At 72.5% G+C, this 15071-nt stretch carries 16 protein-coding genes and 1 tRNA gene; 9 read left to right on the top strand and 8 right to left on the bottom strand.

Annotation, left to right across the window (positions count from 1 at the left end):
* The 3 genes from G3I65_RS43370 to G3I65_RS43360 form a co-directional block, all read left to right on the top strand.
* A partial coding sequence (locus tag G3I65_RS43370; RefSeq protein WP_160701249.1) for an asparaginase occupies nucleotides 1-365 on the top strand: 365 nt, incomplete at its 5' end.
* Nucleotides 362-1753 (top strand): aspartate ammonia-lyase, encoded by a 1392-nt coding sequence (aspA, locus tag G3I65_RS43365; protein ID WP_160701248.1) that lies wholly within the window; start codon nucleotides 362-364, stop codon nucleotides 1751-1753. The genes G3I65_RS43370 and aspA, both read left to right, overlap by 4 nt.
* 53 nt (nucleotides 1754-1806) lie before the next feature.
* Nucleotides 1807-3429 (top strand): CocE/NonD family hydrolase, encoded by a 1623-nt coding sequence (locus tag G3I65_RS43360; protein WP_160701247.1) that lies wholly within the window; start codon nucleotides 1807-1809, stop codon nucleotides 3427-3429.
* 259 nt (nucleotides 3430-3688) lie between these two features.
* Here the strand turns inward: G3I65_RS43360 and G3I65_RS43355 are convergent, their stop codons facing one another.
* The gene (locus G3I65_RS43355) at nucleotides 3689-4447 is read right to left on the bottom strand and encodes a metallophosphoesterase (protein ID WP_160701246.1); all 759 of its coding nucleotides are present in this window, start codon (nucleotides 4445-4447) and stop codon (nucleotides 3689-3691) included.
* Nucleotides 4444-5076: a GntR family transcriptional regulator gene (locus tag G3I65_RS43350; RefSeq protein WP_160701245.1), complete on the bottom strand. Its 633-nt coding sequence runs from the start codon at nucleotides 5074-5076 to the stop codon at nucleotides 4444-4446. The genes G3I65_RS43355 and G3I65_RS43350 overlap by 4 nt, the downstream gene beginning before the upstream one ends.
* A gap of 46 nt (nucleotides 5077-5122) precedes the next feature.
* Between G3I65_RS43350 and G3I65_RS43345 the strand changes: the two genes are divergently transcribed.
* On the top strand, nucleotides 5123-6292 hold the full coding sequence (locus G3I65_RS43345; protein WP_160701244.1) for an aminotransferase class V-fold PLP-dependent enzyme: 1170 nt from the start codon (nucleotides 5123-5125) through the stop codon (nucleotides 6290-6292).
* On the opposite strand, the gene G3I65_RS43340 is transcribed toward G3I65_RS43345, so the two are convergent.
* Nucleotides 6289-6759, bottom strand: a complete 471-nt coding sequence (locus G3I65_RS43340) for a DUF1453 domain-containing protein (RefSeq protein WP_160701243.1) — start codon at nucleotides 6757-6759, stop codon at nucleotides 6289-6291. The genes G3I65_RS43345 and G3I65_RS43340 overlap by 4 nt on opposite strands.
* 67 nt (nucleotides 6760-6826) lie before the next feature.
* Here G3I65_RS43340 and G3I65_RS43335 point away from each other — a divergent pair, with 67 nt between their 5' ends.
* Nucleotides 6827-7432 (top strand): TetR/AcrR family transcriptional regulator, encoded by a 606-nt coding sequence (locus tag G3I65_RS43335; RefSeq protein WP_160701242.1) that lies wholly within the window; start codon nucleotides 6827-6829, stop codon nucleotides 7430-7432.
* Here G3I65_RS43335 and G3I65_RS43330 read toward each other — a convergent pair.
* Both G3I65_RS43330 and G3I65_RS43325 read right to left on the bottom strand, forming a co-directional pair.
* Nucleotides 7429-8370 carry an SDR family NAD(P)-dependent oxidoreductase gene (locus G3I65_RS43330; RefSeq protein WP_160701241.1) on the bottom strand — a complete coding sequence of 314 codons (942 nt, stop codon included), beginning with the start codon at nucleotides 8368-8370 and terminating at the stop codon, nucleotides 7429-7431. The two genes, G3I65_RS43335 and G3I65_RS43330, sit on opposite strands and share 4 nt — an antisense overlap.
* A 39-nt stretch (nucleotides 8371-8409) precedes the next feature.
* Nucleotides 8410-9546, bottom strand: coding sequence for an acyl-CoA dehydrogenase family protein (locus tag G3I65_RS43325; protein ID WP_160701240.1), 1137 nt, complete (start codon nucleotides 9544-9546; stop codon nucleotides 8410-8412).
* 30 nt (nucleotides 9547-9576) lie between these two features.
* Between G3I65_RS43325 and G3I65_RS43320 the strand changes: the two genes are divergently transcribed.
* Entirely contained in the window at nucleotides 9577-11064 is a 1488-nt protein-coding gene (locus G3I65_RS43320; RefSeq protein ID WP_160701239.1) for an AMP-binding protein, read from the top strand.
* 13 nt (nucleotides 11065-11077) lie between these two features.
* Complete coding sequence (locus tag G3I65_RS43315) at nucleotides 11078-11494, top strand: cupin domain-containing protein (protein ID WP_160701238.1); 417 nt, start codon at nucleotides 11078-11080, stop codon at nucleotides 11492-11494.
* Here the strand turns inward: G3I65_RS43315 and G3I65_RS43310 are convergent.
* Nucleotides 11491-11955: a MarR family winged helix-turn-helix transcriptional regulator gene (locus tag G3I65_RS43310; RefSeq protein WP_160701237.1), complete on the bottom strand. Its 465-nt coding sequence runs from the start codon at nucleotides 11953-11955 to the stop codon at nucleotides 11491-11493. The two genes, G3I65_RS43315 and G3I65_RS43310, sit on opposite strands and share 4 nt — an antisense overlap.
* Nucleotides 11956-12029: 74 nt before the next feature.
* Between G3I65_RS43310 and G3I65_RS43305 the strand changes: the two genes are divergently transcribed.
* Nucleotides 12030-12593 (top strand): carboxymuconolactone decarboxylase family protein, encoded by a 564-nt coding sequence (locus G3I65_RS43305; RefSeq protein WP_160701236.1) that lies wholly within the window; start codon nucleotides 12030-12032, stop codon nucleotides 12591-12593.
* A gap of 238 nt (nucleotides 12594-12831) precedes the next feature.
* Here the strand turns inward: G3I65_RS43305 and G3I65_RS43300 are convergent, their stop codons facing one another.
* A complete protein-coding gene (locus G3I65_RS43300; protein WP_160701235.1) occupies nucleotides 12832-13413 on the bottom strand; it encodes a short chain dehydrogenase in 582 nt (193 codons plus the stop codon).
* A gap of 101 nt (nucleotides 13414-13514) precedes the next feature.
* On the opposite strand from G3I65_RS43300, the gene G3I65_RS43295 reads away from it, so the two are divergent.
* Nucleotides 13515-14963 (top strand): MFS transporter, encoded by a 1449-nt coding sequence (locus G3I65_RS43295; protein ID WP_160701234.1) that lies wholly within the window; start codon nucleotides 13515-13517, stop codon nucleotides 14961-14963.
* Between the two features lie 15 nt (nucleotides 14964-14978).
* On the opposite strand, the gene G3I65_RS43290 is transcribed toward G3I65_RS43295, so the two are convergent.
* Nucleotides 14979-15050 (bottom strand) — tRNA-Val (locus tag G3I65_RS43290).
* Between the last annotated feature and the right edge of the window lie 21 nt (nucleotides 15051-15071).

Here is a 15071-nt window from a genome sequence, read left to right as displayed (position 1 = left end):
TCGCGACGACGTTGCGTGGGCTCGCGACCGCCGTTTCGAAGCTCGCGACCGCCGCGCCCGGCACGCCCGAGCACCTGGTCGCCGACGGCATCCGGACGCACCCGGAGCTGGTCGGCGGCAGCCGCCGCGACGTCACCGCCGTCATGCGCGCGGTGCCGGGGCTGATCGCGAAGGACGGCTTCGAGGCCGTCCAGATCGCCGCGCTGCCGGACGGCACCGCGATCGCGGCCAAGATCGCCGACGGCGGTGACCGGGCGCGGTACCCGGTGCTGGCCGGCGCGCTGAAGCTGTGCGGGATCGACGTCCCGCCCGGCCCGGAAAACCTGCGTTTCACCGGAAAGCTGACTGTGGGGAGCCCGCGATGACCACCCGCCGCGAACACGACCTCCTGGGCGACAAGGACGTCCCCGCCGACGCGTACTGGGGCGTGCACACCGCCCGCGCCCGCGAGAACTTCCCCATCACCGGCACGACCATCGCCGCGTACCCGCACCTGATCGAGGCGCTCGCGTCGGTGAAGGAGGCGGCGGCGCGCGCCAACGCCGAGCTGGGCCTGCTGGCACCCGAGATCGCCGACGCCATCGTGAAGGCCTGCAAGGAAATCCGCGAAGGCGCGCTGCACGGCGAGTTCGTCGTCGACGTCATCCAGGGCGGCGCCGGGACGTCGACCAACATGAACGCCAACGAGGTGATCGCCAACCGCGCGCTCGAGCTGCTCGGGCACGCCAAGGGCGAGTACGCCGTCGTGCACCCCAACGAGCACGTCAACCTCGGGCAGTCGACGAACGACGCCTACCCGACCGCGGTCAACGTCGCGACGATCCTCGCCGTGCGCGAGCTGTCCGAAGCCATGATCGTGCTGGAAAAGGCGTTCGCGGCCAAGGCCGTCGAGTTCCACGACGTCCTCAAGATGGGCCGGACGCAGCTGCAGGACGCGGTCCCGATGACGCTCGGCCAGGAGTTCGGCACCTACGCGGTGATGCTCGGCGAGGACCGGCTGCGGCTGAACGAGGCCGTCGCGCTGCTGCACGAGATCAACCTCGGCGCGACCGCCATCGGCACCGGCCTCAACGCCGCGCCGGGGTACGCCGAAGCCGCGTGCCGGCACCTGCGCGAGATCACCGGGCTGCCGGTCGTCACCGCCGCGGACCTCGTCGAAGCGACCCAGGACTGCGGCGCGTTCGTGCACCTGTCCGGCGTGCTCAAGCGGATCGCCGTCAAGCTGTCGAAGAGCTGCAACGACCTGCGCCTGCTGTCCTCGGGCCCGCGCGCCGGGCTGAACGAGATCAACCTGCCGCCGGTGCAGGCCGGGTCGTCGATCATGCCCGGCAAGATCAACCCGGTGGTCCCGGAGGTGGTCAACCAGGTCGCGTTCGAGGTGATCGGCAACGACGTCACCGTGACGATGGCCGCCGAAGCCGGGCAGCTGCAGCTCAACGCGTTCGAGCCGGTCATCCTGCACGCGCTGTCGGAGAGCATCACGCACCTCGGCGCGGCCTGCCGGACGCTGGCTGCGAAATGCGTTGCCGGGATCACGGCGAACGTCGACGTCATGCGCTCGTACGTCGAGAACTCGATCGGCCTGGTGACGGCGCTGAACCCGGCGATCGGCTACGCGGCCGCGACGGAGATCGCCAAGGAGGCGCTGGCGACCGGCCGCGGCGTGGCCGAACTCGTCGTCGAGAAGGGCCTGATCCCGGCCGAAGAGCTGGCCAGGCTGCTGCGTCCCGAAACCCTCGCGCGCGCGAACTGAGGTACCGTCGGATCCGGAAGGATCAACTCCGCTTCGGCTGATCGGGGACGCCCGTGCTGGACCGACTTGTCGACAAGCTGCTCGGGCTCCCCCGCGCCGAAGGGCCGAAGCCGGTCGTGACGCGCGACCTGGCCACGCCGATGCCCGACGGCGTCACGCTGCTGGCCGACCGGTACGCCCCGGAGGGCACCACGTCGGCGCCGGTCGTGCTGATCCGCACGCCGTACGGGCGCGCGGGCCTGCTGTCCAAGCTCTTCGGCGACACGTTCGCCCGGCACGGGCTGCAGACGGTCGTCCAGAGCACCCGCGGCTCGTTCGGCTCCGGCGGCGAGTTCCGGCCGTTCCACCTCGAGCGCGAAGACGGCGTCGCGACCGCGGAATGGCTGCGGGAGCAGCCGTGGTGCGACGGGAACGTCGCCATGGCGGGTGCCAGCTACCTCGGGCACACCCAGTGGGCGGTCGGCCCGTACCTCGACCCGCCGCTCGCCGCGATGTGCCTCGGCGTGACCGCGTCGGAGTTCGTCTCGACGTTCTACCCCGGCGGCGTGCTCGCGGCGGACAACATGGTCTCGTGGTCGGCGATGATCGGCCGCCAGGAAGAGCGGTTCGCCGCGCTGCCGAACCCGCTCCAGAAGCGCAAGACGCGGCGCGCGATGGCGCACCTGCCGCTCAGCGGCGCGGACGTCGCCGCGATCGGGAAACCCGTGCAGTTCCTCCAGGACATCACCACGCACTTCGTGCCGGACGACGACTACTGGGTGATGTCCGACCACAGCGCCGAAGTCGCGAAGCTCGACGTCCCGGTGTCGATGGTGACCGGCTGGTACGACCTGTTCATCCGCGGGCAGCTGCGCGACTTCCGGATCCTCGCCGAGGCGGGCAAGCAGCCGCGGATCACCATCGGGCCGTGGGCGCACGGCGAGCCGTCGAGCATGGGCCCGATGATCCGCGACCAGCTCGGCTTCCTGCGCGCGCACCTGCTCGGCGACCGCGCCCAGCTGCAGCGCTCGCCGGTCCGGTTGTTCCTGCAGGGCGCGAACTCCTGGCTGGACTTCGAGTCCTGGCCGCCACCCTCGACGCCGACCGCGTCCCACCTGCGGCCGGTCGGCGGGCTCGGCGAGGCGGCCGAGCGGGCGCTCCCGACGACGTTCACCTACGACCCGGCCGACCCGACCCCGGCGGTCGGCGGCCCGTTGCTCACCGGCGAGACGAAGCAGCGCGACAACCAGGAGGTCGAGGCCCGCCCGGACGTGCTCGTCTTCACCGGCGAACCGCTGCCCGCGGACCTCGACGTCATCGGCGAGGTGGCCGCGACCGTGCACGTGCGCACCGAACTCGGCCACGCCGACGTCTACGTCCGGCTCTGCGACGTCGCCCCCGACGGCGTGTCCCGCAACGTGACCGACGGGATCCTGCGGCTGCGCCCGGGTTTCCCCACGGCCGACGAAGACGGCGTGGTGACGGCGGAGGTCGACCTCGACCCGACGGCGTACCGCTTCCGCCGTGGTCACCGCCTGCGCGTCCAGGTGGCGGGCGGCGGCTTCCCCCGCTTCGCGCGCAACCACGGCACGGGCGAGCCGGTCACGTCCGCGGTGGACGGCAAGCCGAACCGCTTCGAGGTCTTCCACGACGCGGCCCGGCCGTCCCGGATCACGCTGCCGGTGTTCAGCGGCTGACAGCGCCCCAAGGCGGCCTTGGTTGCTCCATCCATGCCCCCGCCACCACCCTCAACGGAGGCGCTGCGCGCCGCACGGTGGGCTTCGCCGGAACCCTAACCCGAGATGGAGTGAATGACTCATTCATGTCGCCGGACGACATGAATGAGTCATTCACTCCATCGCAGCCCGCCACGACACCGCCCACGTGGGTGACCGGTCACGAGGCAATCCGTGCTCCAGACCGAACCTGAATGTGGCCTTGGGGCGCTCGGGGCGGTCAGCACGGCACCACGCGGTGGTGGCTGGTCACCCGCCCGTCGTCGTGCAGGACGTGCAGCAGCAACCCAGGCGGGCGCTCGTAGTCCAGCGGGCCGCCCTCATCCCAGCCGCGGTCCGCGCCCGGCTCGACCGGCAGCAGCGACTGCGAAACGACGCCCGGCGCGATGCGCAGCGGCACGCCGGCGAACGTCGTCGACGCGCCGGTGTGCACGTGGCCGGCCAGCAGCGCCTTCACCCGCGGGTGCCGTGCCAGCACCGCGGCCAGCCGGTCTTCGCCGCTCTGGCGGATGCCGTCGACCAGCGGGACGCCCACCGCGACCGGCGGGGGGTGGAAGGCGACGATCGCCGGTCCGTCGCCGCCGGCGAGCGTGTCGTCGAGCCACGCCAGGGTCGAGTCGGCGAGGAAACCCGCGCCGCGCCCGGGGATCGTCGAGTCGCACGTCGCGAACAGCACCCCGCCGACCTCGCGAGCGCTGTCGATCGGCCCGTCCGACGGCGGCTGGCCGAGCAACCCCGTCCGGAATTCCGCGCGGACGTCGTGGTTCCCGGGGCAGACGAGCAGGGGCGCCGGGTACTCGAGCAGCTCGAGAGCGCGCGCGTACTCCGTGGCCGCGCCGTGGTCGGCGATGTCGCCGGTGACGACGAGGGCGTCGACCCGCCGCGCCAGGCCGCCCAGGTAGGCCATCACCGCGGCGACGCGGTCTTCGGCCCGCGGCCCGTCGTCGAGGTGCAGGTCGCTCAGGTGCGCGATGATCATCTTCCGTCCTTCCCCAGGTAGGCCAGGGCTTTCACCCAGTTGCGGACGAGCACCGCGGACGCGGTCGGCAGGTCGCCGTCGCGCAGTGCCGCGGCGATCCGGCGGTGCTCGCCGATGCTCTCCCCGGCGCGGCCCGCACCGCCGAAGTAGCACGATTCGTACCGCTTGAGCAGCGGCTTGGTCTGATCGAGCAGCCGCAGCAGGTGCGGGTTCGGGCAGCGGGACAGCAGCAGCGCGTGCCACCGGTCGTCCACATCGGACAGATCGCCGCCCTCGGCCAGCGCCGCGTCCATCTCGTCGGCGACGGCGTCGAGCGCGTCCGGCAGGCCGGCCAGCTCCAGCGGCGACGTCCAGCGCAGCGCGAGGGCTTCCAGCTCGGCGACCAGCGGGTAGAGGCGGCGGGCCTCGTCCGGGTCGAACGGCGGCACGAGGAACCCGCGGCCGGGCGCGGAGACGAGCAGGCCGCGGTCGGCGAGCCCGATCAGCGCCTCCCGCAGCGGCGTCCGGCTGACGCCCAGCTCGCGCGCCAGGTGCACTTCGTTGACGCGGCCGCCGGCGGCGAGCCGCCCGTCGAGCACGCGGGTGGTGATCTGCTCGATGAGGTCGCTGCGCAGCGGGGTCCGGGCCATGGCGGCAGTATTGCATACAGTACTTAACTACTGTATTCAGTTGAGCATGACCTTCGACGTCGAACGCGCGCGCCGTGAGACCCCCGGTTCCGCCGAGGTGGTCCACTTCAACAACGCGGGCTCCGCGCTCCCGCCGTCCGTCGTGACCGACACCGTCGTCGATTACCTGCGCCGCGAAGCGCTGATCGGCGGCTACGAAGCCGCCGCGGAGGCGTCCGAAAAGCTCGCCGCCGTCTACACGTCCGCGGCGCGGCTGGTCGGCGCCGAAGCCGACGACATCGCGCTCACCGACAACGCGACGCGGTCGTGGCAGGCGGTCTTCTACGCGCTGCCGTTCGGCCCCGGCGACCGGATCCTCACCTCCCGCGCGGAATACGCCAGCAACGCCATCGCCTTCCTGCAGGTCGCCAAGCGCACCGGCGCGGTCGTGGAGGTGATCGGCGACGACGAATCGGGGCAGCTGGACGTCGAAGAGCTGCGCCGGCGCGTCGGCGACGACGTCAAGCTGATCGCCGTCAGCCACGTCCCCACCCAGGGCGGCCTGGTCAACCCGGCCGAGGAGATCGGGGCGATCGCGCGGTCCGCCGGGATCCCGTTCCTGCTCGATGCCTGCCAGTCGGTGGGCCAGCTCGACCTCGACGTCGCCCGCCTGAACTGCGACGCGCTGTCGGCGACCGGCCGCAAGTACCTGCGCGGCCCGCGCGGCACCGGGTTCCTCTACGTGCACCCGGCGCTGCGGGAGCGCCTGGAGCCCGCGATGCTCGACCTGCACTCGGCGAGCTGGGAGTCGCCGTCGGAGTACGTCGTCGACCCGACCGCCAAGCGCTTCGAGGTGTGGGAACGGGACTTCGCCGCCGTGTTCGGCCTCGGCGCCGCCATCGACTACGCGCTCGGCTGGGGCCTGCCCGCCATCGAAGCGCGCGTCACGTCCCTGGCCGCGACGCTGCGCGAGCGGCTCACCGAAGCCGGCGCCCGCGTGCACGACGTCGGGGCCCGCCAGTGCGGCATCGTCACCTTCACCGTCGAGGGCACCCCGGCCAAAGAGATCAAGGCGCGGCTGGCCGCGGCCGGCATCAACACGTCGGTGTCGTCCCGGACGTCGGCCCAGTACGACTTCACCGCGCGCGACCTGCCGGACCTGCTCCGCGCGTCGGTGCACTACTACAACACCGAGGACGAGATCGACCTGCTGGTGCGGCAGATCGAAAAGCTCTAGGCCCGCGGCCGCGCGTACGGGAGGCCGATCACCTTCGCCCGCCGCGCCACGACCAGCGCTTCGCCGAGGAGGCTCACGCCGATGGACAGCGTCATCGGCCGGGCCTCCTCGTGCATGCCGGCGGAGACCGCGAGGGCGCCGAAGCCGAAGTTGACGGCGGCCGCCACCACCCAGACCGCGAACGTCCACGGCGTGTAGCGCAGCCACAGCACGCCGTCCCGCTCGAACAGCCGGGTGGTCGCCGCGCGGACCGCCCCGAAGCCGAGCCCGATCGCCGAACCCAGCGCGAGCCAGACGGCATCGGCCGCGGTCAGCCCGAGCTTGGTCAAGCCGTACGCGCCGATCGCGATCAGGACCGCCGGCGCGCCGAACACCTCCCTGGCCACCAGCGGTTCGCCCCTCAGCCGCCGGATCACCAGGACCACGACCGCGGCCAGCACCGCCGCGGCGATCAGCCATTCCCGCACGTTCTCCCCCTTTTATAGCACGGTCTTGCTACAAAGATTGATAGCATGACTGTGCTATAAAGGCAACGTGCCGAAGATCGTCGACGCCGGAGCCCGCCGTCTCGAAATCGCCGACGCCGTGTTCCGGGTGATCCGCCGCGACGGCGTCGACCAGGCGTCCCTGCGTGCCGTCGCCGCCGAAGCCGGGCTGGTGATCGGGTCGGTGCGGCACTACTTGGCGACGCGCGACGAGATGATCGTCTTCGCCGTGCGCACGCTGGCCGACCGCGTGACCGCCCGGATCGCCGAGCGCGCGGAGCGGATCTTCGCCGGGACGCCGGACCGGCTCGAAGCGACCGTCCGGCTGCTGGCCGAGCTCCTCCCCCACGACGAGACGCGCACGGCCGAGGCGGAGGTGTGGCTCGCGTTCACCGTGGCCGCGCGCACCCGCCCGGAGCTGGCCGCCGAGGCCGAACGCGTGCACGACGGCACGCGGGCGCTCACCCGACGGTGCCTCGCCGAAGCGGACGCGCTCGGCTCGCTGCGTTCCGGCCTGGACCTCGCCCTCGAGGCGGAACGGCTGGCCGCGCTGCTCGACGGGCTCACCCTCGGCGGCGTCACCCAGCCGGGCCGCCTGCCGCCGCGGTTCGCCCGCGACGTCCTGCGGCGGCACCTGGAAAGCCTGCGGGCCTAAGCGAAGGCGTCGACCCCGGTGAGCCCGGCCGACACCGTCCACAGGCGCTCGGCCAGCGCCGGGTCGATCGCGTAGTCCTTGACGCCGCTGCGCTCGTCGCCGGCGGGTTCCGCGACGTCGCAGTCTTCGAGGTAGAGCCCGCCGAGGCCGTCGAGCTGGGGCGACGTCGCCGCCCAGACCTGCGTCGCGGCGCCCTGCTCCGGCGTCTTCGCGCCGCCGGTCACCCGGCCTTCCGCGTCCACCATCCCGGCGTCGACCAGCTCCTGGCGGTCGAGGTGGCGGACGAGGTCGGTCAGGATCCGCCCCGGGTGCAGGGCGAACGCGCGGACGCGGTCACGGGCGAGCTTGTCGAGGTGCACCGCGAAGAGCACGTTCGCCGTCTTCGCCTGGCCGTAGGCGAGCCACTTGTCGTAGCCCTGCTCGAAGTTCAGGTCGTCGAAGCGCACCGGGCCGTAGTGGTGGCCGCGCGAGGACACCGAAACGACGCGAGCACCGGCGTCGAACGCGGGCCAGAGCCGGTTCACCAGGGCGAAGTGGCCGAGGTGGTTGGTGGCGAACTGCGCCTCCCAGCCCGGGCCGACGCGGGTCTCCGGCAGCGCCATGATCCCGGCGCTGCCGATGAAGACGTCGATCCCCCGGCCCGAAGCCACGAACCGCTCGGCGAACGCGCGGACGCTGCCGAGATCGGCGAGATCCAGCTCGTCGACCTCGACGTTTTCGAGGCCCTGCAGCGCTTCTACCGCAGTGGCCCGCCGGCGAGCGGGGACGACGACGTGCGCTCCCGCCGAGGTGAGCGCCCGGGTGGTTTCCAGGCCGATGCCGGAGTAGCCGCCGGTGACGATCGCGAGCTTGCCGGTCAGGTCGAGGCCCGCGACGACCTCGGCAGCGGTGGTTCCGGCGCCGAACCCGGAGCCGATCTTGTGCTGTGCGGTGGTCATGCCCGCGACGGTAAGAGCTGGAGTGAACTCCAGCGCAAGTCAGTCCTTGAGCAGCTGCCGCGCGATCACGAGCTTCTGGATCTCGCTGGTGCCCTCGTAGATGCGGAACAGCCGCGCGTCCCGGTAGATCCGCTCCACCGTCACCCCGCGGACGTACCCCATCCCGCCGTGCACCTGCACCGCGCGGTCGGCGACCCGGCCGAGCATCTCGGTGCAGAACAGCTTCGCCGACGACGGGCCGAGCTTGCGGTCCTCGCCCGAGTCGTACTTCGCGGCGGCCTCGTGCACCATCGCGCGCCCGGCCGCCAGCTCCGCGTGCGACTCCGCCAGCAGCGCCTGGACCAGCTGGTACTCGCCGATCACGCGGCCGCCCTGGCGCGCCGTCCGCGCGTACTCGACGGCTTCGGCGAGCGCGCGCTCGGCCATGCCGACACACAGGGCGGCGATGTGCAGCCGGCCCCGGGCGAGCGAGGCCATCGCGATGCCGAAGCCCTTGCCCTCCTCGCCGACCAGCGCGTCGGCCGGCAGCTCGACGTCGTCGAAGACCACTTCCGACGTCCACGCGCCGGCCTGGCCCATCTTGCTGTCGTGCGGGCCGACCGTGACGCCCTCCGCCCCGGCGGGGACCAGGAACGCCGAGATGCCGCGGCTGCCGGTGCTGTCGAGGTCGGTGCGCGCGAAGGCGACGAAGACGTCGGCGAGCGGCGCGTTCGTGATGAACCGCTTGGTGCCCGAGAGCCGGTAGCGGTCGCCGTCGCGGACCGCGCGGCTGGTCAGGCCGCCCGGGTCCGAGCCGGCCTCGGCTTCGGTGAGCGCGAAGGAGGCGATCGCCTGGCCGGCGGCCAGCCGCGGCAGCCAGCGGGTGCGCTGGTCCGGCGTCCCGTAGTGCACGATCGCCTGGCCGGCGATGCCGTTGTTGGTGCCGAACAGGGACCGGAACGCGGGCGTCGTCCAGCCGAGCTCGATGGCCAGCCGGACGTCTTCGGCCATGCCGAGCCCCAGGCCGCCGTACTCCTCCGGCAGCGCCCAGCCGAACAGGCCCAGACCGGCGGCTTTGTCCCGGATTCCGGCGGGGATCTCGTCGTGCTCGTCGATCTCCGCCTCGCGCGGCACGACCTCCTTGCGCACGAACTCCCGCACCGCGCCGAGGACCTGCCCGAAAACGTCCGCGTCCATGCGTCGCACGGTACCGGTAGCGTGCGACGCGTGAGCACCTTCTTCGACGTCGCGGAGCAGCACCCGGACCGGCTCGCGGTGCTCGCGCCCGACGGGACCGCCGCGACCTTCGGCGAGCTGGCGGCGCGGGCGAACCGGCTGACGCACGCGCTGCACCGGCTGGGGCTCGGGCCGGGCGACGGCGTCGTCGCGATCGTCCACAACGGACTCCCGTACTTCGAGCTGCTGTTCGCGACGCTGCAGGCCGGGCTGTACTTCACCCCGGTCAACTACCGGTCTTCGCCGGCGGAAATCGCTTACGTGGTCGAGAACAGCGGCGCGCGCGTGGTCGTCGCGGAGGCGGACATCGCGCGCGAATGCGACGTCGACGTGCCGCGGTTCTCGATCGGCCCGGCCGAGGGCTGGGGCGACTACGCGTCGTGGGGCGAGGACGAGCCGTCGTCGCCACCCGTGCCGCGGACCGCGGGCCAGACGATGCTCTACACGTCGGGGACCACCGGGCGGCCCAAGGGCGTCCGGCGCGCGTTGAGCGGGAAACCGCCGTCGCTGCACCCGATCCACCGCGATCTGCTGGCTTCGTTCGGCGTGCTCCCCGGACCGGGGGTGCACCTGGTGGCCTGTCCGCTCTACCACGCGGCGCCCGGCTCGTTCGCCGTCAACGCGCTGCACCTCGGGCACAGCGCGGTGCTGATGGACCGCTTCGACGCCGAAGAGACGTTGCGGCTCGTCGAACGGCACCGCGTCACGAGCACCCACCTGGTGCCGACCATGTTCCACCGGATGCTGCGGCTGCCCGGCGACGTCCGCGCGCGGTACGACACGTCCAGCCTGGTGAGCGTGATCCACGGCGCGGCGCCCTGCCCGCGCGAGGTCAAGGAGCGGATGATCGGCTGGCTCGGCCCGGTGGTGCACGAGTACTACGGCGCTTCGGAAGGCTTGATCTGCGGCGTCACAGCGTCGGAGTGGCTCGAGGCGCGGGGGACCGTGGGGCGGCCGTTGACCGGCGTGCGCTTGAAGATCCTCGACGACGACGGCGCCGAGGTGCCCGACGGCGAGCCGGGCACGATCTGGTTCAGCTCCGCGCACACCGCGATCGACTACCTCGGCGACCCGGAGAAGACCGCGGCGAACCGGTCGGGCGAGTTCATCACCGTCGGCGACTTCGGCCACCGCGACGCCGAAGGCCGCGTCTTCCTGCTCGACCGCCGGACCGACCTGATCCTCTCCGGCGGCGTCAACATCTACCCGGCCGAGGTCGAGGCGCGGCTGCTCACGCACCCCGACGTCGCCGACGCGGCGGTGATCGGCGAGCCGGACGCCGAATGGGGGCAGCGCGTGGTCGCCGTCGTCGAGCCGGTGCCCGGCGTCGTTCCGGGCGACGAGCTGGCCGCGCGACTGGCCGAGCACTGCCGGGCCGCGCTGGCGGGGTTCAAGACGCCGAAGCGGTTCGACTTCACCGATCGCCTGCCGCGCACGGAATCGGGCAAGATGATGCGGCGCACCCTGCGCCCGTCGTGAGGAGTACCGCCCGATGCGCAAGACCTGCACGATCATCGCCGCCACCGCGCTGGCCGTCACGCTGGCCCCGTGGACCGCGTCCGCGACGCCCGGCAGCGGCGTCACCGGCACGATCCTGGCCCAGAAGACCGTCGGCCACACCGACTACACGCTGCGGGAGATCACCATCCAGCCCGGCGGCTACACCGGCTGGCACTTCCACGACGGCACGCTCTACGCGTACGTGAAAGCCGGGACGCTGACGCACAACCTGGCCGACTGCAGCCTCGACGGCGTCTTCGGGACCGGGCGCGCGTTCAGCGAAAAGCCCGACCAGGTGCACATCGGCCGCAACCTCGGGTCGACGCCGCTGGTGCTCGAAGTCCTGTACGTGCTGCCGGCGGGCAGCCCGCTGTCGAAGGACGCGCCGGACCCGGGCTGCGGCTACTAGCTCGTGAACCACCCCGCGGCGTCCAGGCGGTAGGCCGCGGGCCCGACGACCTTGCGCAGGTCGGCTTCGAGCGCGCCGATCCGCTCGGCGCCGACCGCGCGCGCCCACTCCGCGCGCAGGTCGTCGAAGATTTCCGCCGACTTCGTGAGCGCGTCGACGCCGTGCGCGCTGAGCCGCACGATCTTGCGCCGCGCGTCGGCGGGGTCGTCGGCGCGTTCGGCGTACCCGAGCGCTTCCAGCCGTTCGACGGTCTTGCCCGCCGCCTGCTTGGACACGCCGAGGCGGCGGCCGATCTCCGACGCCGTCGCGCCCTGGACACCGATCGCCTGCATGGCGAAGCCGTACGACGGACGCACGTCCGGGTGACCGCGGCGCGCGAGCTCGGCGTGCAGGCGGTCGATGAGCGTGCGGAAGCCGCCGAAGAGCAGGAACGGCAGCTCGTAGCCGGGTGGTTCGGCCATTACCCCTTGCCCTTTTCGACAACCAGGTTTACGGTTTCGACAACCACGTTGTCGATCCTACGTCTGGAGACGTCTTGTTCCCCGATCACACCCCGGAGTCTGCACCCCCGGCCGCCCGCCCGACGATGGCGGCCACCGCGAAGAAGTTCGGCCACATCCCGCCGGCCGTCGCCCGGATGGCGACGTCGCCGGAGACGCTGAACGGCTTCCTCAAGCTCAACGCCATCTTCGAGACCACGACGCTGACGGCGCTGGAGCGCGAAGTCCTGGTCATGACGGTGGCCACGCGCAACGGCTGCCACGTCTGCGTCGCGATGCACACGGCGTCCCTTTCGGGGCTGTCGGCTCCACCGGACCTCATCGCGGCGTTGCGGGCGCAGGCGCCCCTGCCGTCCGCGCGGCTCGAGGCACTGCGGCGGTTCACCTTGACCGTGATGGACACGACGGGGGACGTCCCGCCTTCGTCGCTGGCCGAGTTCGTCGAGGCCGGGTTCACCCCGCGGAACGCGCTGGAGGTGGTGCTGGGGATCGGGACGTACACGGTTTCGACGTACGCGAACCGGCTGATCCAGGCGCCGCTGGACGAGGCTTTCGCAGGTCACGCCTGGGATCCCGAAACTGTCGGTGCCGCGCGGTAGCTTCTTCCCACCGGCGGCAAGGGGCCGCTGGCCGACCACCGAGGCGGGCACGGCACCCATCGTCCCGTGGCTTACCCCGGCCGCCGACCCGCCACCGAGGCAAGGGGCCCGCGGGTGCCTTGCCTCGGCCGGCCCGGCGGCGACCGGACTGCGGAAGCGGGGCACGGCACTACACCCGCGGCTTACGCACGGGCGCCGGCCCGCCACCAGAGCAAGAAGGCCGCCGCACCGAGCCGGGTCACCGGGGCACGACAGTGCTCCCGTTGGCATCTCCCTCGACAAGCCCGCGATAAGCCTCGGCGACAACCGCCACCGGGGTCCCGCGCGCACCGTCCTCGCCCATCGCCTCGATGGTCTCGCTGATCCACCCCGGGCTCACGAGGTTGATCCGCAACCCCCGCGGCAGCTCCACGGCGGCCGACCGGACGAACCCCTCGAGCCCGGCGTTCGCCAAAGCGCCGAGCCCGCTGCCGGGGATCGGGTCGGTGAACGTGCCGCCGGTGAGCGTGATCGAGCCGCCGTCGGTCAGGTGCGCGGCCGCGCGCCGGGCGAGCGCGACCTGGCCGAGCAGCTTGGCGCGCAGGTCGTCGAGCACCTGCTCGTCGATCAGCCCGGCCAGTGGCCGCAGCGGCACGTTGGCGGCGCAGCACACGACGGCGTCGCCACCGGCGCCGAAGAGCGCGTCGAGCGTCGCGGGTTCGCGGAGGTCGGCGCTCACCGCCGACGTGCGCGAGACAGCGACGACGTCATGCCGTCCGGAGAGGGTGGCGACGACCGCTCGCCCGACGAGCCCGGTCGCCCCCAGCACGATGATCTTCACCCCGCCGACGCTAGCCGGGAAAAAAACTTCGCGGCACCGTGTCCGGTCCCCCCGACCGGCTCCGACCCCCTGGTGTGACCGACCACGGAGAAGGAGCGGAAATGGACAAGCCGGCCGGACGGCGGGAGTGGCTGGGACTGGCGGTGCTCGTGCTGCCCACCCTGCTCGTCGCGATGGACATGACCTCGTTGTTCCTCGCGTTGCCGCAGCTCAGCGCCGAGCTCGGGGCGAGCGCCACCGAGCAGTTGTGGATCACCGACAGCTACGGCTTCGTGGTCGCCGGGTTCGTCATCACGATGGGCACGCTCGGCGACCGCATCGGCCGCCGCCGGCTGCTGCTCGCCGGGGGCGCGGCCTTCGGGATCCTCTCGATCGTCGCCGCGTTCTCGACGAGCCCGGAGATGCTCATCGTGGTGCGCGGCGCGCTCGGCGTGGCGGGGGCGACGCTGATGCCGTCGACCCTCGCCCTGATCACGAACATGTTCCGCGACGGCCGCCAGCGCGGAAAAGCCATCTCGATCTGGGCGACGTGCCAGTTCGCGGGTGGCGCGGCCGGCCCGGTGTTCGCCGGGTTCCTGCTCCAGCACTTCCCCTGGGGCTCGGTGTTCCTGGTCGCGGTCCCGGCCGTGGCGGTGCTGCTGGCCGCGGGCCCGTTCCTGCTCCCGGAGTTCCGCGCTCCCGCGTCCGGCCGCCTGGACCTCCCCGGCGTCGCGCTCTCCCTGGCCGCGGTGCTGCTGATCGTCTTCGGCCTCAAGCAGCTGACCACCGGCGAGCTGCTGGTCCCGCTCGGCGCCATCGCCCTCGGCGCGCTGCTCGGCGCGGTCTTCGCCCACCGCCAGCTGACGACGGCGTTCCCGCTGCTGGACCTCCGCCTGTTCCGCAACCGCCCCTTCGCGGCGGTCCTGGTGTCCCTGGTCTTCGCCGGCGTCGCGATGGCGGGTGTCGGCCTGCTGGTGACGCAGTACCTGCAGAGCGTCCTGGGCTACTCGCCGCTGCTCTCGGCGGTCCTGTTCGCCCCGATGGGCCTCGGCGTGGCACTGGGCACGATGACGGCCCCCACGCTGACCCGCTGGCTCTCCCCGGCCACCGCGATCGCCGGCGGCTTGCTCGTCTCGGCGGCGGGCAGCCTCCTGCTGGTCTTCACCCACGGCCCGGCCCTCGTGATGGCGGGCATCGCGATCCTGACCCTGGGCACGGGCCCGCTGTTCGCACTCGGCATCGGCCTGGTGATGGGCTCGGTCCCGCCGGAGCGAGCGGGCTCGGCGGCCTCGATGGCGGACACGGGCAACTACCTGGGCGGCTCCCTGGGCCTGGCCCTGATCGGCCTGACCGCCACCGCGGTCTACCACGGCGTCTTCCCGGCCGGCTCGACCCTCGCGGTGGACGTCACGCGCCCGGAGCTGGCGGCCCAGGCGAAGGAGGCGTTCACGACGGCGCTCAACGTGACGGGCGTGATCGCGGCGGCACTGTTCCTGGGGCTGGCGCTCCTGGTGCGGACGATGAGCCGGACCGGCGCCGCCGTCGCGCCGCAGCCGACGATGGCCGGGTGACCGAGGCCACGAGTGTGGGCGCAGCAGGGTTCGAACCTGCGACCGCTCGGGTGTAAGCCGAGTGCTCTTCCGCTGAGCTATGCGCCCCGCCGGCGGTGGTCCCCACCC

It is taken from the genome of Amycolatopsis sp. SID8362, from assembly GCF_010550475.1.
GTDB classification, from domain to species: Bacteria; Actinomycetota; Actinomycetes; order Mycobacteriales; family Pseudonocardiaceae; genus Amycolatopsis; species Amycolatopsis eburnea.
This window is presented reverse-complemented; position numbering and strand designations above follow the sequence as displayed.

Excerpts from the sequence above, each read along its gene's own strand:
- G3I65_RS43325 (WP_160701240.1), bottom strand. The coding sequence starts at position 9,546 with ATGGACGCGGACGTTTTCGGGCAGGTCCTCGGCGCGGTGCGGGAGTTC.
- G3I65_RS43330 (WP_160701241.1), bottom strand. The coding sequence starts at position 8,370 with ATGACCACCGCACAGCACAAGATCGGCTCCGGGTTCGGCGCCGGAACC.
- aspA (WP_160701248.1), top strand. The coding sequence starts at position 362 with ATGACCACCCGCCGCGAACACGACCTCCTGGGCGACAAGGACGTCCCC.
- G3I65_RS43355 (WP_160701246.1), bottom strand. The coding sequence starts at position 4,447 with ATGATCATCGCGCACCTGAGCGACCTGCACCTCGACGACGGGCCGCGG.
- G3I65_RS43350 (WP_160701245.1), bottom strand. The coding sequence starts at position 5,076 with ATGGCCCGGACCCCGCTGCGCAGCGACCTCATCGAGCAGATCACCACC.
- G3I65_RS43345 (WP_160701244.1), top strand. The coding sequence starts at position 5,123 with ATGACCTTCGACGTCGAACGCGCGCGCCGTGAGACCCCCGGTTCCGCC.
- G3I65_RS43315 (WP_160701238.1), top strand. The coding sequence starts at position 11,078 with ATGCGCAAGACCTGCACGATCATCGCCGCCACCGCGCTGGCCGTCACG.
- G3I65_RS43310 (WP_160701237.1), bottom strand. The coding sequence starts at position 11,955 with ATGGCCGAACCACCCGGCTACGAGCTGCCGTTCCTGCTCTTCGGCGGC.
- G3I65_RS43295 (WP_160701234.1), top strand. The coding sequence starts at position 13,515 with ATGGACAAGCCGGCCGGACGGCGGGAGTGGCTGGGACTGGCGGTGCTC.